Source organism: Bacillus sp. FSL K6-2944 (genome assembly GCF_038005385.1).
Classification (GTDB): domain Bacteria; phylum Bacillota; class Bacilli; order Bacillales; family Bacillaceae_G; genus Bacillus_A; species Bacillus_A cereus.
This window is the reverse complement of sequence record NZ_JBBOTE010000001.1, coordinates 2219640-2244420: the sequence shown is the minus strand read 5'-3', so window position 1 is coordinate 2244420 and position 24781 is coordinate 2219640. Positions and strand designations below refer to the sequence as shown.

The following is a 24781-nucleotide window of genomic DNA, read 5'->3' as shown; positions in this document are numbered from 1 at the left end:
TATTAGAAAAATCAAAATAATTAATAAGTATACTACAATTTAAAAAATAATCCAGTAGTCTATGTTGCATGTATTTGTAAGTTTTAGAAGGGAATTGTAATGAGTATTTTAATATTTAGCGAAGTGAAAAAATAGTTTGCTATTTAAAAAAAGTGGGGATATAATATCTAAATGAAAATGATAATTATTATCAATAATTATTATCAATAATAATTATAAATAAAAAATAATTATAAAAAACAACTGAATATAAAGGATGAAATGAAACATGTTACATAAGTCTACTGTACATGCTGGTAATAACCGCTGGATACATATTAAGTTCATATGTTTCATGAGCTTAACAATTTTATGTTTAATTGGATCTATATTTTTAGCCATTTCATTTGGTGCAAAAGATATTCATTTACAAACGGTGTGGGCAGCGATTTTGAATTACAATCCGAAATTAACGCAGCACCAAATTATTTATGAATTAAGGCTCCCGAGAGTAATTGGTGCAGGAGTTGTAGGGGCAGCTTTTGCGGTTGCTGGTGCTGTTATGCAAGGTATAACACGAAATCCTTTAGCTGATGCAGGTGTACTCGGAATAAATGCAGGTGCGATGTTTGTAGTGGCACTTAGTTTTGCTTTTTTTCCGCATATGCCGTATTCCTATTTAATGATTGTTTCCTTTATTGGAGCAGTCTTAAGTACAGTACTTATTTTTGTTATTGGGTCAGCAACATCAGGCGGGTTAACACCAATGAGATTAACGATTGCTGGAGCAGTTATGGCAGCGCTTTTACATTCATTAAGTTCAGGTGTTGCGATTTATTATGATTTAAGCCAAGATTTAGCATTTTGGTATGCTGGTGGTGTTGCAGGGGTTAAGTGGGAACACTTGAAATTTTTAGTTCCTATTATTCTTATAACGATTATTTTCGCGACAATGCTAGGGAGATCTATTTCACTCATATCAATGGGGGATGATGTTGCTACAAATTTAGGAGTGAAAACGAACCGAACGAGAATACTAGGGATGATTATAGTAGTTATTCTGGCAGGTGTTTCTGTTTCAGCTGTTGGTTCTATTGGATTTGTAGGACTAGTTATCCCGCACATTGCTAGAAAATTAGTTGGTGTGAATTATAGACTCATTATTCCTATGTCAGCATTATTAGGAGCTATGTTATTAGTTGTAGCTGATTTAGGGGCAAGAACAGTAAATCCTCCTAAGGAACTTGCGATAGGGATTATGGTAGCTCTTGTTGGAGTTCCGTTCTTCCTCTATATAGCACGTAAAGTTGGGAGGGAGTTATAAGTGAAAGATCTTTTTAACACGGATAAAAAGAGAGCTATTACTGTAACTACAATCTTCGGATGTATAAGTATCGCTGTAATTTTAATTAGTTTAAATACAGGGACGCTGAGTATAGCACCACTTAGAGTAATTGAAACACTTTTGGGTTATGGTGATTTTGAGAGTGCAACCGTGCTATATGATTATCGTATGCCAAGAATAATAATCACGATGTTAGCCGGCATTGGTCTTGGTATTTCCGGTGCGATTTTGCAAGGGTTATCACGTAATGCACTTGCAGATCCTGGTATTTTAGGGTTGCATTCAGGTGCATCTTTCGGTCTTATCGTATTTGTTACTCTCTTTCATTCTATTAATGAGAGTGCATCCATTTTAATACCGTTATTTACATTTGGCGGAGGAGTATTAGCTGCATTTCTTATTATTTTACTTGCGAGTGATCGGTCAAAAGGTTTACTTCCCATTAGACTTATTCTCGTTGGTATTGCAGTTTCAGCTGGCTTTAGTGCAATTTCGCTATTTTTCTCTCTCAAGTTAAATGATGAGACGTATACATTCGCTTCTAGATGGCTAGTTGGTAACGTGTGGGGAAGGGATTGGATTCATGTCCTTGCATTATTACCATGGATTTTCATACTAACCCCTTATGCGTGGCTAAAATCTAAAACGTTAAATGCATTGTCACTAGGTGATAGTGTAGCAGCAGGACTTGGTGTTTCTGTTCAAAAAGAACGGTTATTACTTTTAGCTACAGCGGTTGGATTATCTTGCGCAAGTGTATCGATGGCAGGAGGAATTGGTTTTATCGGTTTAGTTGCTCCGCATATCGCAAGGAAGTTAGTAGGTACTACATATCAACACTTTCTTCCTTTAGCTGGCATTATCGGAATGATTATTTTAGTGCTAGCAGATACGATAGGTCGTTCTATATTTGAGCCAAACTCTATTCCAGCTGGTATAGTAGTGGCAACTTTAGGAGCACCGTATTTTCTTTATTTACTTACAAAAACAAAATAAATACTTCAAAGAGGAGAACATATGAAAAAGAAACTTACTATTTTATTTAGCATGATGTGTATTTTAGTATTAGCAGCATGTGGTCAAACGAAAGCTAATGAAGAGGCAACGAAAAAAACGGAAAAAAGTAATGACCCAAAAATTGCTTCAATGTCTATTCATTTAACGAATGATTTACTTGCATTAGGAATTACACCAGTAGGTTCTGTTATTGGTGGAGATTTAAAAGATTTCTTACCGCACGCTAAAGAGAAGTTGAAAGATACGAAGAAGCTTGGTGTTGTAACAGATCCGAATATGGAAGCGTTACTTCAATTAAAGCCAACTGACATTTATGTTGATGAAAAATATGCTGGTAAAGATGTAGCGAAATACGAAAAAATTGCAAAAACACATTCTTTCAATTTAGATGAAGGTACGTGGAGAGAGCATTTAAAACAAGTTGGTAAACTTGTAAACCGTGAGAAAGAAGCAGATAAATATATTCAAGATTACGAAGAGCAATCAAAACGAGTAAAAGGTTTAATAGATAAAGAGCTAGGTAATAACGAAAAAGTAATGGCAATTCGCGTTACTGCAAAAGAATTGCGTGTATTTAGTACGAAAAGACCGATGGGACCAATTTTATTCCAAGACCTAGGGTTACAACCTGCAAATGGTGTAGAGAAAATTGATGGAAACCGTCCTTTCGAAGTCATTTCACAAGAAGTATTACCTGACTTTGATGCAGATGCGATTTTCGTTGTTGTAAATAGAGATGACAAAGCAAAAGCAGCATTTAAACAACTTCAAGAAACACCAATTTGGAAAGACTTAAAAGCAGTTAAAGGCAAGCATGTATACATTATCAATGATCAACCATGGCTTGACTATTCTGCTTTAGGAAACAAAATGGCAATGGATGAAGCGGAGAAAATGTTTACGAAATAATATAGTTTTGTTATTAGGAAAGGCCCTCTAAATTTGGAGGGCCTTTCTATTATTGTTAGAATAAATGAAAAATTATACAATGAAGTTAATTCGATATGGAGGAGATGTGCCAATGTCAGCGCTTATTGTAAGTATCCCGTTTATGAAACAGTTTATGAAACGAGGGGGTAAATAGGCTGGAATAATTATCCCCGTTATTTAATAAAGGGGGAGTTTGAAATGACAATGAATCTTTTTCGAAATAAAACGATTAAATTATCAGCTATGAGAGAAACAGATGCTGAAGTAATGGCTATGTGGCAAGAAGATAGTGAGTATTTAAGAAATGTTGATACAGATGTAGCATTCCCGCAATCTTTAAATGAAATAGCAAGTGATGGGTTATTAAAAGGACGAAGATCGAATAGTGTTTCTTTCATGGTAAGGACAGTTCAAGAAGATCGCTTAATTGGTTTTGTGGCGATTCATGGTATAGAGTGGAATAACAGAACAGGTTTATTAGCCATTGGTATAGGAGATGCGAATGATAGAGGAAAAGGATATGGGAAAGAAGCAATACATCTTATTTTAAAGTATGCTTTCTATGAATTGAATTTACACCGCGTCGGTCTGGATGTAATTTCTTATAATAAAGCAGCCATTGCGTTGTATAAAAAGATAGGTTTTCAGATGGAAGGGTGTATGAGAGAAGCGGTTCAAAGAGATGGGAAGTGTTTTGATCGTATCATTATGGGGATATTGCGGGATGAATGGATAGGGTTGCAAGATTAGCGAATACATTCAATATTATATATGTAGTATGCAGGAGATATAATGATAATTGGCGAAAATTTACAGTGAACTGATTGAATTTATAAGGAGTTATGTAAAATGAATTTAGAAAAAGCAAAACCAGTAAATGAAGAGGTCGCTGAATTAAAGGAACTAATTAAAGAGTTACACGGAAGTGTACATCAACTGCAAAGCGAAGTGCAGCAACTAAGGCACGAAAGACCAGTTGTTGAAGTGAGAAAAGGTGTTCAATTATCACCAACAATTGTCGGACAAATTGGTGGTATGATTTTAGGTGGGTTAGCAATTATCGGTATATTTTGGTGATGAAAAAAGGTTTGCAGCACGATGCTGCAAACCTTTTGGATTTGACGATATAATTTCATGCAATACAACTTTTACATTAAATAACGTAAATATATATAAGCATGTGATAACAAGAGTGCAACAATAGTTAATGGTAAACCAATTTTTAAGAAGTCCATATAAGAGAAAGCATGTCCTTCACGTTTTGCAATACCAGCAACGACTACGTTTGCAGATGCTCCGATTAGCGTTCCATTTCCTCCTAAGCAAGCTCCAAGAGATAACGCCCACCATAGTACTTCGATTTGCGGAGAATCGACAGATAGTCCGAGTCCTGTAGCTAAGTCTTGAATAAGAGGAATCATCGTAGCGACAAAAGGGATGTTGTCGATTGTCGCAGATGCGATGCCAGATACCCATAAAATAAGTATAGCTGCGAATCCGATGTCACCGTTTGTTACGCCGATTACTTCTTTTGCAAGTGAAGAGATAAGTCCGATATCAATTAACCCGCCAACGAGAACGAATAGTCCGGCGAAGAAGAAAATGGTTACCCATTCAACGTGGGCAAATACATCTTCAATATCATGTTCTTTCACGCCGATTAACATAAGAAGTGTAGCGCCTGTCATCGCTATAACGGCAGCGTCTACATGAATAATCGAATGAAGTACGAAGCCTAAAATAGTTAGTCCTAAAATCGAAATAGATTTTAAAAGGAGGCTTTGATCCTTAATATAATCTTTTTCATTTAATGCCATTAGTTTTTCGATTTGTTCAGGTGTTGTTTTTAGTTTGTTACGGTACATGAAGTAAATAATGCCAAGTGTCACAATAGAAATAATAATTACGATTGGAGCTAAGTTAAGTAAAAAGGCGTTAAAGTCTAAATGCTTGTTTGCTGATCCAATCATAATATTAGGTGGATCACCGATTAATGTTGCTGTTCCGCCTGTATTTGAAAACAGCACTTCTGAAATCAAATAAGGCACAGGATTTACTTTTAAAATACGTGTAATGGATAATGTAACAGGAACGATTAATAAAACAGTCGTTACATTGTCCAAAAATGCTGATCCGACAGCAGTTAATAGGGATAGTAATAATAAAATGGGAATCGGTTTTCCGCCAGCTGCTTTTGCCGCTTTAATGGCCACAAATTCAAAGACGCCTGATTGACTCGTAATATGTACGAGAATCATCATCCCAATTAAAAGGGTAATCGTTTCCCATTGAATATGTGATGTGAAAGCAGTATGTAAATCTACAACTCCAAAAATAATCATAATAGCAGCACCGAATAGTGCGATTACAGCACGATTCAATTTCTCAGAAATAATAAATCCGTACGTGATTAAAAATACGGCAATTGCAAAATAATATTGCCAATTTGCTACTTCATGTGCTGACTGTTCCAATCATGTCACCTTCTTTAAATTATGTGTTCAATTTTCGAAATGTATCTCGCTGCAATAATACGGGATAAAATATATTGTAGCAAATTCAAAAAAGAAAGAAAACTATTTAACAAAGTGAAGGAAAAAATGTATTTTTTACATATCATATAAAAAATATAAAAAACACAGTGCAAATTATTAGGAAAAGTGAGCGTTGTCCTCTAATATAGAGATAGCAATTTACATTATTTTTGCGTAAAATGGTTTAAAGAGGTGAATTCCGATGGAAATAGTAAAAGATAGTTCTCTTATTCAAAATGAAATTGAACGTTTTGTAAATAAAGATGTATATATTCATTTAGAAACGACAAACGGAGCGTATGCATCACATATAAATGAAAAGATGATGACAGTTGGTGCTTTCATTCGAAATGCGATTATCCGTTTTGAACGCGGGAAGATAACTGGAACAAATCCATACCGAGTTGGTCTGAAAATGGATCACGGTTGGGTATATGCTGAAGGTATTACGCACTGGGAAGTAGACGATCAAGAGCGTTTATTATTAGCTGGACATGATAATTTAGGTCGTCTAGCAGTTGCACTTGAGTTAAGCTTAACACCATTTAAGTAAGAAGGAGGGAAACTTATGGAGAGACATGTACTTGTTGTATTTCCGCATCCAGATGATGAAGCATATGCTGCGGGAGGAACAATTCGCTTATTAACAGATCAAGGAGTACCTGTAACATATGCATGTGGTACTCTAGGACAAATGGGACGTAACATGGGTAAGAACGTATTCGCTAACCGTGAAACGATTCCACATATCCGTAAGAAAGAATTGAAAGATGCTTGTGAAGCGATGGGTATTAAAGATTTAAGAATGCTTGGCTTCCATGATAAAACGTTAGAATTTGAAGATGTTGATTTCGTTGCTGACAAAATTGAAGCAATCATTCAAGAAGTAAATCCATCTCGAATTATTACATTTTATCCAGAGCACGGTGTACATCCAGATCATAATGCATTTGGCCGCGCTGTCGTTCGCGCTGTATCACGTATGCCAAAAGAAGAGCGCCCAGTTATTCATGCTGTTGCGATTACGAAAAATCGTGAAGCAGTATTAGGAGAACCGGATGTTGTAAATAACATTAGTGAAGTATTTGATCATAAATTAACTGCATTAGGTGCGCACCGTTCACAAACAGAAGCAATGCTTGAAGACACGCATGCAAAAATAAAAAACAAAGATGCAGCAACATTAAAATGGCTGCAACTTGAACAGTTTTGGACTTATAAATGGGAGTAGGCTAGAAGGATATCTTCTAGTTGCTCTTACATAGAAAAAGCGCCGTCACTTGTGATGGCGCTTTTTCTTGTTGAAGACTATATATTTTTTAGGGTGCTTCAAAATTTTTAAATTAACGTGCAGTATAGCCTCCATCAACAAGAAGTGTTGTGCCGTTAACAAAACTAGCATCATCACTTGCTAAAAATAAGACAGCTTTAGCGACTTCTTCTGGTGTTCCAAGTCTGCCTTGTGGATGAAGTGAAGCTAAATATTCTTTCTGTTGAGGATTAACACTACCTAGTAAAGGGGTGTCAATATAACCAGGGCACACCGCGTTAATACGTATTCCATATTTAGCGTAGGCAGTACATAAATTTTGAGTTAATAGTTTCACACCACCTTTTGCAGAGGAGTATGCTGTTGGTGTAGGTAATGAAACAAAACTATGAATCGAACCAGCGTTAACGATGACACCACCTGTACCTTGTTTAAGAAATTGTTCAATCGAATATTTATCAGAAAGGAATACCCCAGACAAATTAATATCAATAGTTCTTTTCCACTTTTCATAGGATAATTCGTTTGCCGGTGCATCATCAGCAACGCCGGCATTGGCATACATAATATCTAATTTACCGTATGTACTTACTGTCTCATGAATTAGCTGTTTAATATCTGCCTCTTTTGTTACATCGGTTTTAATAAATAACGTATTATATCCATGTGCATTCAATTCATCTGATAGTTCTTTTCCACGTTCAGAAAAGTCAGCAATAACTACTTTTGCACCTTCTTCGATAAAAAGACGAACAGTAGATTCGCCAATTCCACTTGCACCACCAGTTATGATTGCTACTTTGTCTTTTAATTTCATATAAACCTCTCCATTCATTAATGAATTTAAGTCGAATTTTTAAATCTTGTTACTAAACTATTAACCTTAAATAGTAAGTAGATAGAAGAAAAAAGCTCGCGTTAACTTAATCGTGAGAGTGCTATTTTTTCTTTAGTGTACTTTTTGATACAGTTATGGACGAAAATATTAATTTGGTCAATTTTATCATTAGATTGAATATTTGGTAAAGAGCTCTCGAACAGAGCGAGTAAGGATGTTGAAAAAGTAAAATAAACATTCAGTATTATTTGTAGGGTAAGGAACAAAGGGGAGAGATGCATAACGAAAACTACTACTCTAGTTAAATAGGAAAAAGCCTTGCAGGGGGGCAAGGCTTTAAACAGGGTATTAAAAATGATTGATTTATTAAGAATAACTTCTTCTTGTGAATAAACTAATTTTAGCATAATAACTCATATATATGTGTTACGAATTTGTGAATAAAAACTCAATGATAAAAGTATGAGTGAAAGGAAATAATGTATATGAGAAGCGTATATTTTGAATTATTTAATAGAATAATATATATTTATATTGATTTAATGATTTTAGTTTGTTAAAAATGGGGAAATCGATATGAAGGTTAAATTTGCCGTAATAAAAGATGAGAATTTTGATTGTAGTTTATTGGAAACAAAATTATTGAAAACTTTTAAAGAAGTAGATTGTGAAGCAGATATTGTAAAGGTTGAGGATGAAATTTTTGAAAACAATGATATACAAACGTATTTATCAGAAATAACCATTCATGTTACTGGAAAAAATATTGGATATAGATCGGTTTCAGCCAGTATATTTATTGTTCTAGAGAGTTTATCAATACAGCTATTTCGTATTCATATTAGTATACTTTAAGCAGTTCAAAAAGTGGCTTCTTCAGAAAATCATACTGATTATATGGAGTTGTAAATATGAAAACAATAGAAATTATCGTAGGTGCTCCCGAATGTTGGATTGCACCTTGTTTGTTGTTAAATAAACAAGGGATTCCTTTTTTAATTTATCTTAACGCTGATTTATATAGAAGATAGGAAACATATGAATAATTCAATTAGATTGTACAAATAATTTGGTACGCGGATGTACGCAATGTATTCACAGGTAAGAGGGTTGTCTCATAATATATATAGATTTTTCTATTAAGATGAACAGAGGGTGTGAATATATGGAAGATGTTTATGCTAAAATTGACAGTCTCAAGGCGGAGCAAAAAGAAATTATGAGAGACATTCGTGCTTTAGAAACGCGTACTACTATTAATGAGAAAGATATAGCAACAATCAATAAGCAATTAGAAAAAATAAGTACAAACACAACTTGGATTTTGCGAATTATTATTAGTGCGATAATAATGTCAGTTTTAGGATTAATATTAAAAGGAATGATTTAGTCTTGTGAAATAGAAAGATATAAAAGAAAGAGGGGAGCTCCCTCTTTCTTTTATGTAAATGAGAAGCTATAAATTTTCCGTTTCCTTTTCATCTGCATACTTATCCTCTAAGGAAATTAATAGAGGAATGGATACAGTTACTAGAATGATTAAAGTAGTTATAAAAGATTTAGAAAGAGAAAAAGAACCTTCAATTAAGGTGATAAAAACTTGAATGAAAGTATACTTGTTATTAAGGAAATTACTAAAAAGCTCAAAAGAGATATATTTTTATTCTTTATAGATGTCTCTATAAAGTCTTTAACACAGGTTATTACGACAAATATAGTTAATATGATAAGAGAAACAAAATAATGTGTTAAATTCGTCATACTAATAGTAGGATCGTCTATTATGTAAGCAAGTAACTTAGATACTAATATTCCTCCAAACAATAAAATAATAAAAGCAAGTAATCTTTCCGATATATAAGTGCTGAAATTGCCTTTCTTGTTAAAGAGTTTATAGTTTAGAGTAGATTGGGTTATTTGAATTAGGAATAGGGTAATAATCCATACATAATATACAAATGGTAATTCTCCTGAGAATAGAGAAATTAGAAAGTTTACTACTGTCCTTAAAATTTCAATCATTACGAAAGGCCTCCAGTTTGTAAGCTTGTGACATTAAAATATGCTAGTCTATCGTTTAATAATTAAACTTACGAATTCAAACTATTTCTAATTATTCCACAAAAAGGTGACTGCATCAAGTTATCTTTTTAACAATCCTCCAAGGCCGAGCACTAGTAAAAGAAACGTAGTATGTAATATAATTGAAAAAGTATATTTAAAAATCGATGTTAATATTACCCTCCTATAAGTATTAACATACGTAATTGAGGTGTTTTCTTTGTTGTTTTATGAACGGATTTCTATAATGGCCCCTCCTGTTCCGTAGCTAAGGAAAGTCTTTTTATTTCTGAGATTTTCAAAGTTATAGGAGGGTATGAAAAATGAAAAAAGTCTCAGTACCATCACTTTTGTTAATGATTGTTCTTGTCGCATTTCCGCAAATTAGTGAAACGATTTACACACCGTCGTTACCTGATATTTCAAAGGCGTTACATGTAAGTAATAATGAGGTGCAGTTAACACTTAGTGTGTATTTTGCTGGTTTTGCGTTAGGTGTATTTTTTATTGGGTGGTTATCAGATATAATTGGTCGTCGCCGGGCGATGTTACTTGGAATTGTCGTATATGGCGCTGGGAGTTTCTTATGCTATATTGCAAATTCCATTGAAGTTTTATTGGTAAGTCGTTTTATTCAAGCGTTTGGAGCAAGTGCAGGATCAGTTGTGACGCAAACGATTCTTCGTGAAAGTGTAGAAGGGCATAAGAGGCATGTTATGTTTGCTCAAATCTCGGCAGTCATTGCTTTTACACCAGCGATAGGACCGTTAATTGGTGGCTTTCTTGATCAAATGTTTGGATTTAAAATAGTATTTTTAAGTTTAGTAGTTATGAGTATCGGTATTTTTCTGTATACGTTTGTTTCTCTTCCTGAAACAAAAACGGGCTCAGTAACGAATAAAATAAATGTATTTTCAGTCTTGAAGAGGTTAATTACAAATCCGAAAGTGGTAACATATGGGCTGTTAATTGGAGAAGCAAATGGTGTTTTATTTAGCTATTATGCAGAAGCGCCGTTTATCTTTATTGAATATTTTCAATTATCGCCTAGTATGTATGGATTTCTAGGAATTGTTGTTGCATCTGCTTCTATTGTTGGAGCGAAAATTTCAAAACGTTTACTTGCTACTTATAAACCAGAGAAAATTATATATATCGGTTGTCTCGTAATGACAGGAGGAGCTATCCTTTTATCTGTTATTACGTTTGTGGGATCAAATCCGAATGTAATATATATGGTTGTATTTTTAATAGCGATGTTTATATTGCTATTAGGAATTGGAGTAGCATTGCCTAATTGTTTAAGTTTAGCGTTAGTAGATTTTCAAGATGTCATTGGTACAGCTGGAGCGTTGTTTAGCTTAGGATACTATGTAATTGTAACGATGACAATTTGGGGAATGAGTCAATTGCATACGGGCTCGTTACTGGTGATGCCACTTTATTTTCTAGTTATTGTAGTTATAATGGCAGTGTTTACTAGGATATTTATCTTTGGTAAGCAAACTTCGAAATCGATTTAAATATGAAATTGTAAAAGAGTCTCATTTTTTAATGAGACTCTTTTATATTTTATGAAAGTAATTATAGGTATGAATATGTAATTAATGTTAAAATATAACAAAGTTGTATAGTTATAGTTTTTGGGAGGGGGAAATATGTTAATGAATCTAGTATGCACGCTACTAATCATTTCCGGACTTACTATCGTTGCAAGAAAAACTTTCATTGTAAACCACTATCTTTGTAATTTAATGGCATTCTTTTGTGCTTATATGACAATATCCTCTTATATGTTAAATCAACTTTCATTAGTGAAAACAATAGTTGTACTTGTTTTGTTGTTTATAGCTTTAGTTCTCGTATACTCACATTTCGATATTAGAGGACTAGCTTTTAACGATTATACAGTATTTAATCTATCTTCTAGCCGGGTGAATATGTTAGTGAAAGAAGGGTTAATTGAAGCAAATATAGAATTTACTGTGGAGAAAAATAATATATATTTATCAGGTTCTCCTGTTAAAATTCGAATATTGAATAGACCACTACATACAACTAATATTTTATTTAAAAAATGTCCAGATGATATGAAGGGGAAAATTAAAGATATTATTGAGGAAAAGATAAAAATTGAAGAGAAGAGTTTTCCACTTTCGGGTGTATTGTTGATTGTTTTAGGTGGATTAATATTTTTCATAAAATAGTAGTATTATGAAATGTTTTTGCGATAAGATTTGAATTTTTAATTAAAATGAGATAATATGAAGCGACCTCCTAGATTATCAAGTCAGGGATTTTAACCCATAATAATGAATGAAAACATTATGAATGGGGTTATACCCTATGATAATAGGAGGCCACTATGGAAAATATAATCTATATTGGGATGGATGTCCACAAGGAAAGTTTTAGCTTATGTGCACTACACGGAACAACTGGGGAAATTGTAAGAGAAGCACGATGTGCTTCAAATGTATCTCTCGTAAAAAAATTCGTTGAGAAACTGAAAACAAAATATGGTGAAGATATAAAAATTAAAGCTGGATATGAGGCTGGTTGTTTAGGGTATTCACTTCATAATCTTCTTGAACAAAATGGAATTGATTGTGATATTTTAGCTCCCACAACAATGTACAGTTCATCAAAAAATAAAATGGTTAAAAATGATAAATTCGATGCCAAAATGATTGCTCTTAATTTAGCAAATGGCACCTATAAAGAAGTATATGTTCCAGAAGAAGAGGATGTTGCCGTGAAAGAGTATATCCGCATGTTAGGTGATTTTAAAACATCTTTGAAAAAAATAAAACAACAGATAAAAGCATTCCTTTTAAGGCATGGCTATGTGTATGAAGGGAAATCAAGCTGGACAATCGCTTATATGAAATGGTTAAAGAATCTTGATCTACAAGGATTATTCAAAGAAACGTTAGGCGAATACCTATTACAGTATGATGTTCTAGTCGATAAAATTGAGCGGTTCAGTCTGAGATTAGAAGAATTATCTCATCGTGAAAGGTACGAAGAACCAATCGCAAATTTAAGATGCTTAAAAGGTATAGATACAACATCGGCAATGACTGTTCATGTGGAAATTGCAGACTTCACTCGTTTTCCCACGGCTAAAGCATTTATGGCTTATGTAGGATTGACACCAAGCGAAAGCTCAAGTGGAGAAAAAATCAGTCGACGTTCGATTACAAAACAAGGAAATTCGACCGTTAGGTCTACTCTTGTAGAATGTGCAAATGCGTTGGTAAAAGGAACAATCGGATTAAAATCGAAGCGAGTGAAAGCAAGACAAAAAGGGCAACGAAGCGAAGTGATTGCTTATGCGGATCAGGCTGTAGAAAGGTTACAAAGAAAATATTATCGCATGATATATCAAGGGAAACCTAGAAATGTTGCCGTTACAGCTATCGCAAGAGAACTGGGGTGTTTTATATGGGGATTAGAAACAGGTAAAATTCACCGAAAATAAAGAGGGAAGGATATGAAGTTGATTGATTCATTCATAGTTAGAAACCAAAGGTATCAATTGATGGCATAGATGAGCTTCAGAGATAGTGAATTACAGGTCTGGCTATCTATGACTCACCTCTTCTGGCATGGCTGAAATTCTGATAAACAAGCTATTTATTAGAATTTGAAAAGGTGTGATCCACGCAGTGAGATTATAAGAGCCTAACGACGAACCATTAACCTGAGGTAACCAATCCACGAATAACAGAGTGGTTAACTGTCGATAGATCTTATTTCTGAAGCTTTTGTATGCCATCAAGAAAAATATTATGGGTGAAAAACTATTGACAAAGGTCACTTCATAACAGGTGAATTGTATGCAGAACTTAGTAAACGGTCTAAACGTTAAAGCAACTTCACAAGAAGATTTACTACAAATTTTCAATTTATGTAAGATTTATGATCAAGCTATTTATGGGGAAATTGATACAACGGTAGAGGATATAACTAATTCATGGAAAGGTATTGATGTTAGTAAAAGCTCTTATGTTGTTATGAATGGAGAAGAAATAATCGCTTATGGAATTTTGACAGGGAATGAAGGGCAGTTTCCATCTGCTGTACTTATTCATCCTAATTATATGAATCAAGGCATTGAACAAGTAATATGGTCAAAGCTTGAAGGGCGTGCTACGGATCTTGTTAGTAACTCATCTTGCTTGAATGGCACGATTGTAATACAAGCAAATAATTCCTATGAGGAAAAAATATTAGGGGAAGCCGGGTTTATTCCAACTCGTATTTGGTGGGGAATGGGGATTGAATTAAAGAAAAATATTCCATCAGCAATCTGGCCAAATGGTGTTACAGTGCGACATTACATACCTGGTGTAGATGATGAGAGATTACATCAAGCTTTTAATGAAGCCTTCGCAGACCACTGGAATTCGAAATCTTCTACGTTAGAAGAGTTTTTACAGCGTACAGAAAGAGAGGGATTTCATCCTACATTATGGTCATTAGCGATGGTTGAGGGTGAAGTAGTTGGTTTTGTCTTTAGTAAAAAGGGTGCTGACAATAAAGCAGAAATTACTCACTTAGGTGTAAGGCGTTCTAAGCGGAAACAAGGATTGGGATTAGCACTGTTACATCATGCATTCGGTCAATTATACGAAGAAGGGATTTCAAAAGTGCATTTAAATGTAGATTCTGAAAATATTACAGGTGCACCTCGCGTATATGAAGCAGCTGGAATGGAAGTACAGAGTAAATTTGTTCGTTTTGATAAGGAAGTCTGTGCGAAGGATGTATATGGTATGTAATTTTACTGATATATTATATTTTGGGGTGAGATGTTAATGGAGCGTTCAGAAACCACGAAAATAAAGTTTGAAAATGTTAGTAGAAATGGAAATGACGTTATCAGATATAGATATTAAAGTACATGCAGTATGAAACCGAGGAAGATATACTTTCCTCGGTTATTTATATTGTAATAATATTCATGCCGGAATCATATTGAATAGATGTATTTTATTGTTAATTTAGTTAAAAATTAATCAGACTTATGTATAATAATTTATTGAAAAAATAATTGAATTTTTCAGATTAATGAATTAATATAAGGTAAGTAATTTTAAGATTTATAGAATATTGGAAGATGAAAGGTTTTGAGAATTTTATTAGGAGCGCAAAACGATTTTAGGATAGCTTTAAAGCTAGTGTAAAATGACGTTTGCTTCATCATTTTCAGGGCCGAAAGGAATTAGGGGAAAGCATCTTGTGTTAAAATGCGGCTATGAATCATCTAAGAGGGGGAAGTGAAGTGGCAAACAAAGAATTGAAAAGAGGTTTAGAAGCACGTCATATTCAAATGATTGCTTTAGGCGGAACGATTGGTGTTGGTTTGTTTATGGGGTCAGCCAGCACAATTAAATGGACAGGTCCGTCAGTAATGCTTGCTTATGCCATTGCAGGTATTTTTATCTTCTTCATCATGCGTGCCATGGGAGAAATGTTGTATATGGAGCCAAGTACAGGCTCATTTGCGACGTTCGGTCATAAGTATATTCACCCGTTAGCTGGTTATATGACAGCGTGGAGTAACTGGTTCCAGTGGGTTATCGTTGGGATGTCAGAAATTATCGCGGTTGGAGCATATATGCAATATTGGTTCCCGGATTTACCAGCTTGGATACCAGGTATAATCGCAATGGTTATTCTTGGTGCAGCTAACTTAATTTCAGTTAAGTCATTTGGTGAATTTGAATTTTGGTTTGCGATGATTAAAATCGTTACGATTCTATTAATGATTATTGCGGGATTTGGCCTTATTTTCTTTGGAATTGGTAACGGCGGAGAAGCGATTGGCATATCTAATCTTTGGTCAAATGGCGGTTTCTTTACAGGTGGTTTTTCAGGATTCTTCTTTGCATTATCACTTGTAGTTGGAGCGTATCAAGGTGTGGAATTAATCGGTATTACTGCTGGTGAAGCGAAGGATCCAAAGAAGACACTTACAAGAGCGATTCAAAGTACAATTTGGCGTATTTTAATTTTCTACATCGGTGCTATTTTCGTTATTGTAACTGTGTATCCGTGGGATCAATTAAGTACAATTGGTAGCCCGTTCGTAGCGACTTTTGCGAAAGTTGGTATTACGGCAGCAGCTGGACTTATTAACTTTGTTGTTATTACAGCAGCAATGTCTGGTTGTAATAGTGGTATTTATAGTGCTGGTCGTATGCTTTATACGTTAGGTGTAAATGGACAAGCACCGAAATATTTTACGAAACTTTCTGGAAATGGTGTACCTTTATTTGGTACAGTTGGCGTAATTATCGGTCTGGCGGTTGGTGTTGTTTTAAGTTACATCGCACCGAAAAACTTATTCGTATATGTATATAGTGCGAGTGTACTTCCTGGTATGGTACCATGGTTTGTCATTTTAATTAGTCAAATTAATTTTAGAAAAGAAAAGGGAGCAGAGATGAAAGATCATCCATTCAAAATGCCATTTGCTCCTGTAACAAACTATTTAACGATTGCCTTTTTAATTATGGTATTAATCGGAATGTGGTTTAACGATGATACTCGTATTTCATTAGTTGTAGGTATTATTTTCTTAGCTATCGTTACAATTAGTTTCTATGCTTTCGGAATAGGAAAGCGAGCTCCGTTAGACGTTCAAAATAATAAAGAGATTTCAAGTTAATAAAGAAAAGGCTGTTCATCTGGAACAGCCTTTTCTTATTGTTGCTATTTGTCGATAAATCGATATAGCTTGACGAATCGTTGATATAATTTGATTTATGATAGATATATTTGAAAAATCGTTGATATATTGTACGTTATGATAGATATATTCGAAAAATCGTTAATATAGTTTCACATACTATCTGTCACTATCATGATTAAAATCTCTCTAATACGATTTTCCCAATGGTGTGCCCGCTTTCAAGTAGTGCATGTGCTTTCTTTAAGTTTTCAGCGTTAATCGGTGTTAATGTTTCATTTTTATGTAAGCTGTACTGATAGTCTAGAAGGAATTTATTTCTAAAAAGAAGAATTTTTTACTGTATTACTTTATCCAAAACTAAATGTAAAGGTGGATACATAATGACAGTAAAGAAACTTTATTTCATCCCAGCAGGTCGTTGTATGTTGGATCATTCTTCTGTTAATGGTACACTCGCGCCGGGGAATTTATTGAACTTACCTGTATGGTGTTATCTTTTGGAGACAGAAGAGGGGCCTATTTTAGTAGATACAGGTATGCCAGAAAGTGCAGTTAATAATGAAGGGCTTTTTAACGGTACATTTGTTGAAGGACAGATTTTACCGAAAATGACTGAAGAAGATAGAATCGTGAATATATTAAAGCGTGTAGGGTATGAGCCGGACGACCTTTTATATATTATTAGTTCTCACTTACATTTTGATCATGCAGGAGGAAACGGTGCTTTTACAAATACACCGATTATTGTGCAGCGAACGGAATATGAGGCAGCACTTCATAGAGAAGAATATATGAAAGAATGTATATTACCGCATTTGAACTACAAAATTATTGAAGGGGATTATGAAGTGGTACCAGGTGTTCAATTATTGTATACGCCAGGTCATTCTCCAGGCCATCAGTCGTTATTCATTGAGACGGAGCAATCCGGTTCAGTTTTATTAACAATTGATGCATCGTACACGAAAGAGAATTTTGAAGATGAAGTGCCGTTCGCAGGATTTGATCCAGAATTAGCTTTATCTTCAATTAAACGTTTAAAAGGAGTTGTGGCGAAAGAGAAACCAATTGTTTTCTTTGGTCATGATATAGAGCAGGAAAAGGGTTGTAGAGTGTTCCCTGAGTATATATAGTGCAAAAAGTCATGAGTTCGCGTGCTCATGACTTTTTCGTTTAAATAATTTTTTTAAATAAATTATAAACTTTTTTTGAACTATCTTCGTTTAACTGATAGTACGTAAGTTTTACATCATCAGGAGTATCTTGCTGAGCAATCATCACTTCGCTGCTGTGATGATCAACTACCCATATGAAATATTTTTTATAAGTTCCATCCTCGAAAGTAATCCACATATCACAATCTATTAAGTCTGATCCTTCTTCATCTAATGTTAATTTACCTTTTTTTGCGGTATTCATACTGTTAATAAACGTTTTTAATTCATCTGTTTTTGTGAGAAAGATATCCTGTTTTGTTTTAATTGATTCGACATGTATATCTTTTATTTCCTGTTTACCTAAAAAAACAGGGGGCTCATTTGGATCTCGCGAGCTTGAAATAATAGTAGCTTTCTTTTTCGGCTTATTTGCAGTATAGAGATCTTGAATAGATTTTCCCGAGTTTATAAACCATGCAATTCCAGAAATAATTAATACGCTACCTAGCAATAAAATAATTTTTTTAATAGGATTTTCTCCTCTCTATTACTTCGTGTGAAGAGCTTTTCTATTAATATATGATAGGTAAGCGTAAAGTATTATAGTTGAACTTGGTTATGCTTCACAGTTTTTATCGGGCGATCTATGAGTAAATTGTAAGTGAGCCCAATTAATACGAAAATGCCACCGATAACTTTACCAATTGAGAGTTCATTTGTCAGGAAGAAATCAATAATAGTCCCCGCAAATAATTGTCCGATAAAGATGAGTAATGTTAAATAAAAGGCTGATATTTTAGGAGTAATATAGTTGGATAATGAAATAACGATAACTCCTACTAATCCGCCTAAGTATACGGCGATAGGAATAGATTGCAACTTATGAATAGGGATATACAATGAATCTGAACTGAAAATTAAAAATAACATAGAGAAAAATAATCCAGTAATATAATTGAAAAACGTGCCTTCCCAGTTTCCAATTTCCTTTGCTAAATTCGCGTTAATAATTCTAGCAACAACGATAGAAACACCAGCTAAAATAGCGATCGTAATATATAACATTTTCTTGCCCCCATTAATAAATTGTCATGATTATAATTCCAGAAGAGATGAAACATAATCCAATTAGTTTTTTCTTTTCAAACTTTGCAACTTTCATTCCTAATAAGCCGAAATGATCAATAACGATGGAAGCAATAGATTGACCGAGTAAACTTAATGCGATCGTAATAGAAGCACCAAGGACGGAAAAACTTATATTGTTAAAAAGAACAGTGAATACTCCAATCGCTCCAGCGCTATATAAAAAAAGTGGAATACTTTTATCGAAACGAATTTTATTTTTGTTTATGATTAAAATGAAGATAACTGCAATTAAACCGACAAGGTGAATGACCACGCTTGCTGTGTACTTGCCAATTAACTCAGATAAAATTCCATTCAATGGAAGCATAACGGCGATGAGCACACCAATAAAGACAGAAAGAAAGTTATACAATGTAATATCCCCTTTGTATTTCATATTTGTAATGACTGTATCATGCTGAAATTGTGTATTGTTATGACATATGTCATAGTGGAAGAAGAAAATTTTGATTACAATGGGGATGAGTTGTAAAGGTGGGGAACTATGAAGAAAGTATGTAATTCTATTAAATTAGCAGAGTATATGAAGAAAAATAATATTGATTCATTTTTTAGTCATGATATGAAGCCATATATGGAACTTATATTTTTTAAAAAGAATGAGTTTATTTGTAGAGAAAATGAAGAGATAGATTATTTATATTTCTTTGTTGAAGGAAAAGCGAAAGCGTTTAACACATTAAGTAACGGGAAATCCGTATTACTGTGTTTTTATGATAGTTTGCAGTTACTTGGAGATGTAGAGTTAATTCATTCCCAAAGGATTACTTCAAATGTACAAGTAATGGCAGATTCATATTGTGTTGGTTTACCATTAGGAAAAGTGAGAAATCAGCTATTTCATGATGCGAAATTTTTAAGATGTATTTGTGGATCGTTAGCACATAAGTTAAATCGACTTTCAAAAAATAGTACAATTAATTTATTGTATCCGCTTGAAAATAGACTTGCGAGTTACATGTTAGCAGCAGGAGAACGGGCAGTACAGCACGGAAATAGAATTGTATTTAGTGGGAATTTAACGGAAACAGCGGAATTGTTAGGAACGAGCTATCGGCATTTGTTGCGCACATTAAATGTTTTTTGTGATAAAGAGATAATAAAGAAGAATGATGGTTGTTTTGAAGTAGTAAACGTGGAAGTTTTGAGAGAATTGGCAGCAGATGTTTATAAATAGGAGGAGAGTATAAATGATAACACCTATATTTAGAATTTTTGATATTGAAAAAGCAAAACTATTTTACTTAGGTTTTTTAGGATTTAAACTGGATTGGGAACATCGGTATGAGGAAAATATGCCATTATATTTGCAAATTTCGTTACAGGATGCTGTGATACATTTATCAGAACATCATGGTGATGCCTCACCAGGTGGTGCGATTCGGATCAAAATAGATGATGTAAAGGATTATCATTCTGTAGTATTAAGTAAAGAATATGCTTATTCGAAGCCGAATATAGAAAAAACACCTTGGGGTACAATTGAATTAACTGTAATTGATCCGTTTTCAAATAGAATTACACTATACGAGGAAAAATTGTAGAAATGGAATGAAGAGTAGTTCATAGAGCAGTGAACTGCTCTTTTTTATTTTGAGTAGATATTGAATCATATAAAAAGAAAATGTTATGATTATGGAAACGTATGAATATATGAACAAGTATTCATACGTTTAAGAAGAGGAGGGATTAGAATGAAAGATCTAATTATTATTGGGGCGGGTCAAGCTGGATTAACAATGGGATATTACTTGAAGCAAGAAGGGCATAATTTTTTATTACTTGAGGCAGGAAAACGAGTTGGTGATTCATGGAGAAATCGATATGATTCTTTGCAGCTTTTTACCCCAAGGTCTTACAGTAGCTTGCCGGGTATGGCGTTAATAGGTGAAAAAAATGAATTTCCATATAAAGATGAAATTGCAACTTATTTAGAAGAATATGCAAGACATTTTCAATTACCGGTACAATTACAAACGGAAGTTCTAAAAATAAAGAAAGAAAAAGAAATATTTGAATTACATACTCCTACAGAAATTTTACAAACGAAAAAAGTTATTATCGCATCAGGTGCTTTTCAGCAACCGTTTATTCCCTCAGTTTCAGCAAATCTATCATCACATATTTTTCAAATACATTCATCACAATATAAATCACCATCACAAATTCCTAAGGGAAAAGTACTAGTAGTAGGTGGTGGGAATTCAGGAATGCAAATTGCAGTAGAACTGGCAAAGACTCATGAAGTTACGGTGTCTATTAGTCATCCTTTAACGTTTTTACCGTTACAACTTTTGGGAAAAAGTATTTTTAATCTGCTAGAAAAAGTGGGTTTATTGTACGCTGAAATAAATACAAAAAGGGGAAGATGGTTTCAGAAGAGAAAGGACCCTATTTTCGGTTTTGAAGGTAAGAAACTTATTCGTAATGGAGCAATCAAACTGCAAGAAAAAGTAGTAAGTGCATCAGGAAATAACATTATGTTTCAGAATGGTGATACTTATAGTGCAGAAAGCATTATATGGTCAACTGGTTTTGTTCAAAATTATAATTGGATTGAAATTGAACAGGCAGTGAATGAGAAAGGATTTCCTAATCATATAAAGGGAATCAGTCCAGTAAAAGGATTGTATTATATCGGTTTACCATGGCAATCTCAAAGGGGTTCCGCACTTATTTGTGGTGTAGGAAAGGATGCAGAGTATGTACTTTCTGAAATCAAAAAAATAGATCAGTAGCAATAACTACTGATCATCCATATGTACATGAATTAGGAGAGGTCAAACATTTATTAACTTTATTATAATAGACTTTCATAGAATTAAAAACTGAAAATTCAAATTTAATGTTGAGAAAGTTTTTTGTATCGAAATATATGAAAAAATAGGGATTTTTATTAAAACAGAAAAAGATATTTCTATTTTAGTAAATTATGATATAGTCTAAATAAGTGTGTTTTTCCATAAATGTAATTATTTTCATTGTAATTTTGTTTATATGAGGGAAGGAGAAGTAATTATGAAGTTTGATGATCAACGCTTACTAGGAGTCCGATTAGGTTCTGTACTTGTGACAGAGGAAAATCAATATTTAGTAATTAAGAAAAAAGATCATTATGCACTGTTAAATATACATAATTTAGAATGCACTCATGTTGAAGTGCAGTTAGAACATTTGGAAGAAATGTTGCGGGAAGATTTCCAAGAAAGTATAACGGAGATTATCGCACCAGAACATATAAAAATTGTTGCGAAAAATGTTATATAGATAAAGAAGCTGGAAGGAACAGCTTCTTTACTTTCATTATAAGGGTAACGTTTTTACAACCTCACCAATGATCCCTTCCATTTGATGAACACCTAAATCGGAATTGGTCATAATAACAGCACCATTCCCGCAGTATGGATAACAAACCATCATACATTGAAATCCAACGCCCCATCCGAGTGAATAAATCTGTAATTCTTCATTAGAATCATCTAGAAAAACACCTAATCCAGTCCATTTTGAGCAACCTTGAGGAGAAATCATGTCTATTACTAATTTTTGAGAAAGTTTTAGTTTGCCCTTTCCTTGTAAGGAATGAATGATTTCAATAACTAAAGCTGATAAGTCAGTTGGTGTTGGCCAAATACCTGAAGCAGCTGCGAATGGATAAAATGGATACTTCTCATTTGTTACAGTTCTATCTTTATTATGTCCGCAAGCAAAAACATCGGTTTTATCTATGTCTTTTGGAGAAAAAAGTGTACTATTTTTCATTTGTAATGGCTGGAAGATGTGTTCTTCTAATAACTGACTAAATGATCTTCCTGTAATATCTTCTAGTAGTAGTTCGATTATACAAAAGTTTGCGTCTGAGTAGTGAAATTCACTTTCTGGTTTATAAGTTACCTCTATAGGTACGGGGCAATATAGTGTTTTACCGGAAAGGAGCTCAGACATATTAGGTAAGCCTTTTGCAGGTGTATAATGTTCAAAACTATTAGGTGGATCAATGAGTCCAGATTGATGGCTTAATAAGTTTCTCAAAGTGATGCTTTTTTGTGAAGTAAATAGATTAGTAGGAATGTTCCAAGATGTGAGTTTATCATTTACGTCTTCGTCTAAATGCAAGATTTCTTGATCTGATAACATTAGTACGAGCATTGTAGTGATGAATTTGCTGATAGAACAAGAATTAAAGAGAGAATTTGTAGTAACAGCTCTAGTTGTTCCAGCTTCAAGTGTTCCAAAGGCAGTCGCTTCATCTAGTTTGCCATTACATATAACAGCGAGGCTTAAACCTGCAACGGAATATTGGTTCATTTTCTCGTATATATTGCTACTTTTTAAGTTCATGGTGACTCCTTTCTTTAAAGACAGAATAGTATTTTTATTATACAGTAGTAAAAAAAAGAAAACACTTCGTCATTCACCAATGAAGTGTTTTCTTTTTTAGTTAGTTTGAAGTGAACTTTTGAAAAAAATTGTCTCGGTACATGTACATAACCCATGAGATTGTTATTAAAGAAATGATGATTTGTTTGTTTTTAATTGGTGCATTGAAAACAAGCCAACCAACTATATCGAATAACAAATGTAGCACGATTGAAAGAACTACAAATTGAAGTAACGTATTTAAAAATCTTTTCATAAAGTGTCCCCCTAAAATAATAGGTTTTATTAACAGTTTGATATAGTGATATTATACATTAAATGTTTATTATGGTAAAATTTACATAAGTTAGTGGAATAAAGAAAATGAAAGTTAGTAAGGGGGAACATTCATGGAATTCTGGATGGTTATACTGATAGTAGCTGTTGGTTTCATTTATATCGCTGAAAAATTAACTACAATTGAAAAGAAAAATGATGCGCGTTTAAAGAGAATTGAAGATAGATTACAATTAATTACGAAAGAAATGGGAATTATAGAAAGAGAACCTGAAATTAATAAAGAACTACGCCAGCTTGTAGAAGAAGGCAAAAAAATTACAGCAGTTAAGAGAGTAAGAGAAGCTTTTGGTTTTTCCTTACTAGAAGCGAAGCAATATGTTGATAAATTATAAAAAAGATCATCCTTTTGGGTGATCTTTTTTACTGCACCATGCGTGTATTTACATAAGCCGCGATTATAAAGTGTCCAATTAGAGTGATAGGAATAACGATTGTGACATTGGGCGTAGTGAAGACACTACCGATTGTCGCAATGACACCAGCAATTAAATTATAAAGACCTACTATTTTTGATAGTTTCACTTTATCAGGCACGCGGCGTTCGTTGAATCCTGATAAGAGCCAAGTGTACTGCTTTACTCCGATGAAATAAGCTAGTGCAAATGAAATGATTGCTACTATAAATAATGTTGGTGAAGCGAAGAGAGTCATTGCAAACACCTCCGTTAATGGGCTATAAATAAATTATAGTCCGAATGTTACAATTTAACAAAATATAATTTTGGTTTTAAGTGTAATAGAAAAATGGAGTATTGATAATGAGGGGAGATTAAGTATGAATATTGTGGAGTTTCAGAGGTATGTATCAAATTTCAGTAAAGAAAAAGGATTTCAAGATACAACAATTGAAGAGCGTACGATATATACGATGGCGGAATTAGGTGAATTAGCGGAAGTCATATTAAAGCGTGATACAATACAAGATGCGAAAAGAGAAATCGGTTTAGAAATGTTTGATGTAATTTGGAATGTATGTGATTTAGCAAATAAATTAAATATTGATTTAGAGAAGGCGTTTAAAGAAAAAATGAAAATTAATAAAAAGCGTGAATGGTAAGTAGAATTTTAATTTGTAAAGA

Annotated in this window: 29 protein-coding genes and 1 pseudogene; 21 read left to right on the top strand and 9 right to left on the bottom strand. The window is 33.7% G+C overall.

Annotated elements, in window-relative coordinates; genetic code table 11:
- The first annotated feature begins 268 nt into the window (after positions 1 to 268).
- The 5 genes from MHH55_RS11380 (at position 269) to MHH55_RS11360 (ending at position 4348) form a co-directional block, all read left to right on the top strand.
- The gene (locus MHH55_RS11380) at positions 269 to 1303 is read left to right on the top strand and encodes a FecCD family ABC transporter permease (protein WP_000902719.1); all 1035 of its coding nucleotides are present in this window, start codon (positions 269 to 271) and stop codon (positions 1301 to 1303) included.
- A complete protein-coding gene (locus MHH55_RS11375) occupies positions 1304 to 2320 on the top strand; it encodes a FecCD family ABC transporter permease (RefSeq protein WP_017656308.1) in 1017 nt (338 codons plus the stop codon).
- Between the two features lie 21 nt (positions 2321 to 2341).
- Positions 2342 to 3250, top strand: a complete 909-nt coding sequence (locus MHH55_RS11370; protein WP_000728218.1) for an iron-hydroxamate ABC transporter substrate-binding protein — start codon at positions 2342 to 2344, stop codon at positions 3248 to 3250.
- 219 nt (positions 3251 to 3469) lie between these two features.
- Positions 3470 to 4021 carry a GNAT family N-acetyltransferase gene (locus tag MHH55_RS11365; RefSeq protein WP_000178509.1) on the top strand — a complete coding sequence of 184 codons (552 nt, stop codon included), beginning with the start codon at positions 3470 to 3472 and terminating at the stop codon, positions 4019 to 4021.
- Between the two features lie 99 nt (positions 4022 to 4120).
- Positions 4121 to 4348 carry a hypothetical protein gene (locus MHH55_RS11360; RefSeq protein WP_001047304.1) on the top strand — a complete coding sequence of 76 codons (228 nt, stop codon included), beginning with the start codon at positions 4121 to 4123 and terminating at the stop codon, positions 4346 to 4348.
- A gap of 71 nt (positions 4349 to 4419) precedes the next feature.
- On the opposite strand, the gene MHH55_RS11355 is transcribed toward MHH55_RS11360, so the two are convergent.
- Positions 4420 to 5745: an ArsB/NhaD family transporter gene (locus tag MHH55_RS11355; protein WP_078187377.1), complete on the bottom strand. Its 1326-nt coding sequence runs from the start codon at positions 5743 to 5745 to the stop codon at positions 4420 to 4422.
- A 262-nt stretch (positions 5746 to 6007) separates the two neighbouring features.
- Between MHH55_RS11355 and MHH55_RS11350 the strand changes: the two genes are divergently transcribed.
- Both MHH55_RS11350 and bshB2 read left to right on the top strand, forming a co-directional pair.
- Positions 6008 to 6358, top strand: a complete 351-nt coding sequence (locus tag MHH55_RS11350) for a YojF family protein (protein ID WP_000407045.1) — start codon at positions 6008 to 6010, stop codon at positions 6356 to 6358.
- Positions 6359 to 6373: 15 nt separating this feature from the next.
- Positions 6374 to 7036, top strand: coding sequence for a bacillithiol biosynthesis deacetylase BshB2 (bshB2, locus tag MHH55_RS11345; RefSeq protein ID WP_000439483.1), 663 nt, complete (start codon positions 6374 to 6376; stop codon positions 7034 to 7036).
- A 112-nt stretch (positions 7037 to 7148) separates the two neighbouring features.
- On the opposite strand, the gene MHH55_RS11340 is transcribed toward bshB2, so the two are convergent.
- The gene (locus tag MHH55_RS11340; RefSeq protein WP_000768018.1) at positions 7149 to 7892 is read right to left on the bottom strand and encodes an SDR family NAD(P)-dependent oxidoreductase; all 744 of its coding nucleotides are present in this window, start codon (positions 7890 to 7892) and stop codon (positions 7149 to 7151) included.
- A 597-nt stretch (positions 7893 to 8489) separates the two neighbouring features.
- Between MHH55_RS11340 and MHH55_RS11335 the strand changes: the two genes are divergently transcribed.
- Together MHH55_RS11335 and MHH55_RS11330 are read left to right on the top strand one after the other, a co-directional pair.
- Positions 8490 to 8768 carry a hypothetical protein gene (locus MHH55_RS11335; protein ID WP_000865005.1) on the top strand — a complete coding sequence of 93 codons (279 nt, stop codon included), beginning with the start codon at positions 8490 to 8492 and terminating at the stop codon, positions 8766 to 8768.
- A 310-nt stretch (positions 8769 to 9078) separates the two neighbouring features.
- A complete protein-coding gene (locus MHH55_RS11330; RefSeq protein WP_000390461.1) occupies positions 9079 to 9303 on the top strand; it encodes a hemolysin XhlA family protein in 225 nt (74 codons plus the stop codon).
- A 66-nt stretch (positions 9304 to 9369) separates the two neighbouring features.
- On the opposite strand, the pseudogene MHH55_RS11325 reads toward MHH55_RS11330, so the two are convergent.
- Positions 9370 to 9935: pseudogene (locus MHH55_RS11325) on the bottom strand (DUF5823 family protein).
- Positions 9936 to 10297: 362 nt separating this feature from the next.
- Here MHH55_RS11325 and MHH55_RS11320 point away from each other — a divergent pair.
- The 6 genes from MHH55_RS11320 (at position 10298) to aiiA (ending at position 17810) form a co-directional block, all read left to right on the top strand.
- Positions 10298 to 11497: a multidrug effflux MFS transporter gene (locus MHH55_RS11320; RefSeq protein ID WP_078187378.1), complete on the top strand. Its 1200-nt coding sequence runs from the start codon at positions 10298 to 10300 to the stop codon at positions 11495 to 11497.
- 135 nt (positions 11498 to 11632) lie between these two features.
- Complete coding sequence (locus MHH55_RS11315) at positions 11633 to 12181, top strand: hypothetical protein (RefSeq protein WP_071741096.1); 549 nt, start codon at positions 11633 to 11635, stop codon at positions 12179 to 12181.
- Positions 12182 to 12339: 158 nt separating this feature from the next.
- Entirely contained in the window at positions 12340 to 13458 is a 1119-nt protein-coding gene (locus tag MHH55_RS11310; protein ID WP_340880263.1) for an IS110 family transposase, read from the top strand.
- Positions 13459 to 13816: 358 nt separating this feature from the next.
- Complete coding sequence (locus tag MHH55_RS11305) at positions 13817 to 14761, top strand: GNAT family N-acetyltransferase (protein WP_078188206.1); 945 nt, start codon at positions 13817 to 13819, stop codon at positions 14759 to 14761.
- 503 nt (positions 14762 to 15264) lie between these two features.
- Positions 15265 to 16653 (top strand): amino acid permease, encoded by a 1389-nt coding sequence (locus MHH55_RS11300; RefSeq protein ID WP_139362544.1) that lies wholly within the window; start codon positions 15265 to 15267, stop codon positions 16651 to 16653.
- A 404-nt stretch (positions 16654 to 17057) separates the two neighbouring features.
- Positions 17058 to 17810, top strand: coding sequence for a quorum-quenching N-acyl homoserine lactonase AiiA (gene aiiA, locus MHH55_RS11295; RefSeq protein WP_000216574.1), 753 nt, complete (start codon positions 17058 to 17060; stop codon positions 17808 to 17810).
- Between the two features lie 40 nt (positions 17811 to 17850).
- Here aiiA and MHH55_RS11290 read toward each other — a convergent pair whose 3' ends face one another.
- From MHH55_RS11290 to MHH55_RS11280, 3 genes are all read right to left on the bottom strand, one after another.
- Entirely contained in the window at positions 17851 to 18345 is a 495-nt protein-coding gene (locus MHH55_RS11290) for a hypothetical protein (protein ID WP_000901700.1), read from the bottom strand.
- 89 nt (positions 18346 to 18434) lie between these two features.
- On the bottom strand, positions 18435 to 18899 hold the full coding sequence (locus tag MHH55_RS11285) for a DMT family transporter (RefSeq protein ID WP_000965811.1): 465 nt from the start codon (positions 18897 to 18899) through the stop codon (positions 18435 to 18437).
- Positions 18900 to 18912: 13 nt separating this feature from the next.
- The gene (locus MHH55_RS11280) at positions 18913 to 19359 is read right to left on the bottom strand and encodes a DMT family transporter (RefSeq protein ID WP_002039063.1); all 447 of its coding nucleotides are present in this window, start codon (positions 19357 to 19359) and stop codon (positions 18913 to 18915) included.
- Between the two features lie 108 nt (positions 19360 to 19467).
- Here MHH55_RS11280 and yeiL point away from each other — a divergent pair, with 108 nt between their 5' ends.
- The 4 genes from yeiL (at position 19468) to MHH55_RS11260 (ending at position 22250) form a co-directional block, all read left to right on the top strand.
- Entirely contained in the window at positions 19468 to 20160 is a 693-nt protein-coding gene (gene yeiL / locus MHH55_RS11275; RefSeq protein WP_074554911.1) for a transcriptional regulator YeiL, read from the top strand.
- Positions 20161 to 20173: 13 nt separating this feature from the next.
- Complete coding sequence (locus tag MHH55_RS11270) at positions 20174 to 20527, top strand: glyoxalase superfamily protein (protein ID WP_000632406.1); 354 nt, start codon at positions 20174 to 20176, stop codon at positions 20525 to 20527.
- Positions 20528 to 20677: 150 nt separating this feature from the next.
- Positions 20678 to 21721 carry a flavin-containing monooxygenase gene (locus tag MHH55_RS11265; protein ID WP_000653863.1) on the top strand — a complete coding sequence of 348 codons (1044 nt, stop codon included), beginning with the start codon at positions 20678 to 20680 and terminating at the stop codon, positions 21719 to 21721.
- A gap of 280 nt (positions 21722 to 22001) precedes the next feature.
- Positions 22002 to 22250: a hypothetical protein gene (locus MHH55_RS11260; RefSeq protein ID WP_000666948.1), complete on the top strand. Its 249-nt coding sequence runs from the start codon at positions 22002 to 22004 to the stop codon at positions 22248 to 22250.
- Positions 22251 to 22286: 36 nt separating this feature from the next.
- On the opposite strand, the gene MHH55_RS11255 is transcribed toward MHH55_RS11260, so the two are convergent.
- Positions 22287 to 23324, bottom strand: coding sequence for a serine hydrolase domain-containing protein (locus MHH55_RS11255; protein WP_078188014.1), 1038 nt, complete (start codon positions 23322 to 23324; stop codon positions 22287 to 22289).
- Positions 23325 to 23424: 100 nt separating this feature from the next.
- A complete protein-coding gene (locus MHH55_RS11250) occupies positions 23425 to 23619 on the bottom strand; it encodes a hypothetical protein (protein ID WP_000819661.1) in 195 nt (64 codons plus the stop codon).
- Positions 23620 to 23752: 133 nt separating this feature from the next.
- Between MHH55_RS11250 and MHH55_RS11245 the strand changes: the two genes are divergently transcribed.
- Positions 23753 to 24034 carry a hypothetical protein gene (locus MHH55_RS11245; protein WP_000397724.1) on the top strand — a complete coding sequence of 94 codons (282 nt, stop codon included), beginning with the start codon at positions 23753 to 23755 and terminating at the stop codon, positions 24032 to 24034.
- Between the two features lie 28 nt (positions 24035 to 24062).
- Here the strand turns inward: MHH55_RS11245 and MHH55_RS11240 are convergent, their stop codons facing one another.
- Positions 24063 to 24353, bottom strand: a complete 291-nt coding sequence (locus tag MHH55_RS11240) for a DUF3784 domain-containing protein (RefSeq protein ID WP_000171773.1) — start codon at positions 24351 to 24353, stop codon at positions 24063 to 24065.
- A 124-nt stretch (positions 24354 to 24477) separates the two neighbouring features.
- Here MHH55_RS11240 and MHH55_RS11235 point away from each other — a divergent pair, with 124 nt between their 5' ends.
- Complete coding sequence (locus MHH55_RS11235) at positions 24478 to 24759, top strand: MazG nucleotide pyrophosphohydrolase domain-containing protein (RefSeq protein ID WP_001028132.1); 282 nt, start codon at positions 24478 to 24480, stop codon at positions 24757 to 24759.
- Positions 24760 to 24781 lie beyond the last annotated feature (22 nt).

What these genes read in the sequence shown, in the direction of transcription:
- MHH55_RS11380 (WP_000902719.1), top strand. Translation starts at nt 269, where the DNA reads ATGTTACATAAGTCTACTGTACATGCTGGTAATAACCGCTGGATACAT.
- MHH55_RS11370 (WP_000728218.1), top strand. Translation starts at nt 2,342, where the DNA reads ATGAAAAAGAAACTTACTATTTTATTTAGCATGATGTGTATTTTAGTA.
- MHH55_RS11365 (WP_000178509.1), top strand. Translation starts at nt 3,470, where the DNA reads ATGACAATGAATCTTTTTCGAAATAAAACGATTAAATTATCAGCTATG.
- MHH55_RS11360 (WP_001047304.1), top strand. Translation starts at nt 4,121, where the DNA reads ATGAATTTAGAAAAAGCAAAACCAGTAAATGAAGAGGTCGCTGAATTA.
- MHH55_RS11350 (WP_000407045.1), top strand. Translation starts at nt 6,008, where the DNA reads ATGGAAATAGTAAAAGATAGTTCTCTTATTCAAAATGAAATTGAACGT.
- bshB2 (WP_000439483.1), top strand. Translation starts at nt 6,374, where the DNA reads ATGGAGAGACATGTACTTGTTGTATTTCCGCATCCAGATGATGAAGCA.
- MHH55_RS11340 (WP_000768018.1), bottom strand. Translation starts at nt 7,892, where the DNA reads ATGAAATTAAAAGACAAAGTAGCAATCATAACTGGTGGTGCAAGTGGA.
- MHH55_RS11335 (WP_000865005.1), top strand. Translation starts at nt 8,490, where the DNA reads ATGAAGGTTAAATTTGCCGTAATAAAAGATGAGAATTTTGATTGTAGT.
- MHH55_RS11330 (WP_000390461.1), top strand. Translation starts at nt 9,079, where the DNA reads ATGGAAGATGTTTATGCTAAAATTGACAGTCTCAAGGCGGAGCAAAAA.
- MHH55_RS11320 (WP_078187378.1), top strand. Translation starts at nt 10,298, where the DNA reads ATGAAAAAAGTCTCAGTACCATCACTTTTGTTAATGATTGTTCTTGTC.
- MHH55_RS11315 (WP_071741096.1), top strand. Translation starts at nt 11,633, where the DNA reads ATGTTAATGAATCTAGTATGCACGCTACTAATCATTTCCGGACTTACT.
- MHH55_RS11310 (WP_340880263.1), top strand. Translation starts at nt 12,340, where the DNA reads ATGGAAAATATAATCTATATTGGGATGGATGTCCACAAGGAAAGTTTT.
- MHH55_RS11305 (WP_078188206.1), top strand. Translation starts at nt 13,817, where the DNA reads ATGCAGAACTTAGTAAACGGTCTAAACGTTAAAGCAACTTCACAAGAA.
- aiiA (WP_000216574.1), top strand. Translation starts at nt 17,058, where the DNA reads ATGACAGTAAAGAAACTTTATTTCATCCCAGCAGGTCGTTGTATGTTG.
- MHH55_RS11285 (WP_000965811.1), bottom strand. Translation starts at nt 18,899, where the DNA reads ATGTTATATATTACGATCGCTATTTTAGCTGGTGTTTCTATCGTTGTT.
- MHH55_RS11280 (WP_002039063.1), bottom strand. Translation starts at nt 19,359, where the DNA reads ATGAAATACAAAGGGGATATTACATTGTATAACTTTCTTTCTGTCTTT.
- yeiL (WP_074554911.1), top strand. Translation starts at nt 19,468, where the DNA reads ATGAAGAAAGTATGTAATTCTATTAAATTAGCAGAGTATATGAAGAAA.
- MHH55_RS11270 (WP_000632406.1), top strand. Translation starts at nt 20,174, where the DNA reads ATGATAACACCTATATTTAGAATTTTTGATATTGAAAAAGCAAAACTA.
- MHH55_RS11265 (WP_000653863.1), top strand. Translation starts at nt 20,678, where the DNA reads ATGAAAGATCTAATTATTATTGGGGCGGGTCAAGCTGGATTAACAATG.
- MHH55_RS11260 (WP_000666948.1), top strand. Translation starts at nt 22,002, where the DNA reads ATGAAGTTTGATGATCAACGCTTACTAGGAGTCCGATTAGGTTCTGTA.
- MHH55_RS11255 (WP_078188014.1), bottom strand. Translation starts at nt 23,324, where the DNA reads ATGAACTTAAAAAGTAGCAATATATACGAGAAAATGAACCAATATTCC.
- MHH55_RS11250 (WP_000819661.1), bottom strand. Translation starts at nt 23,619, where the DNA reads ATGAAAAGATTTTTAAATACGTTACTTCAATTTGTAGTTCTTTCAATC.
- MHH55_RS11245 (WP_000397724.1), top strand. Translation starts at nt 23,753, where the DNA reads ATGGAATTCTGGATGGTTATACTGATAGTAGCTGTTGGTTTCATTTAT.
- MHH55_RS11240 (WP_000171773.1), bottom strand. Translation starts at nt 24,353, where the DNA reads ATGACTCTCTTCGCTTCACCAACATTATTTATAGTAGCAATCATTTCA.
- MHH55_RS11235 (WP_001028132.1), top strand. Translation starts at nt 24,478, where the DNA reads ATGAATATTGTGGAGTTTCAGAGGTATGTATCAAATTTCAGTAAAGAA.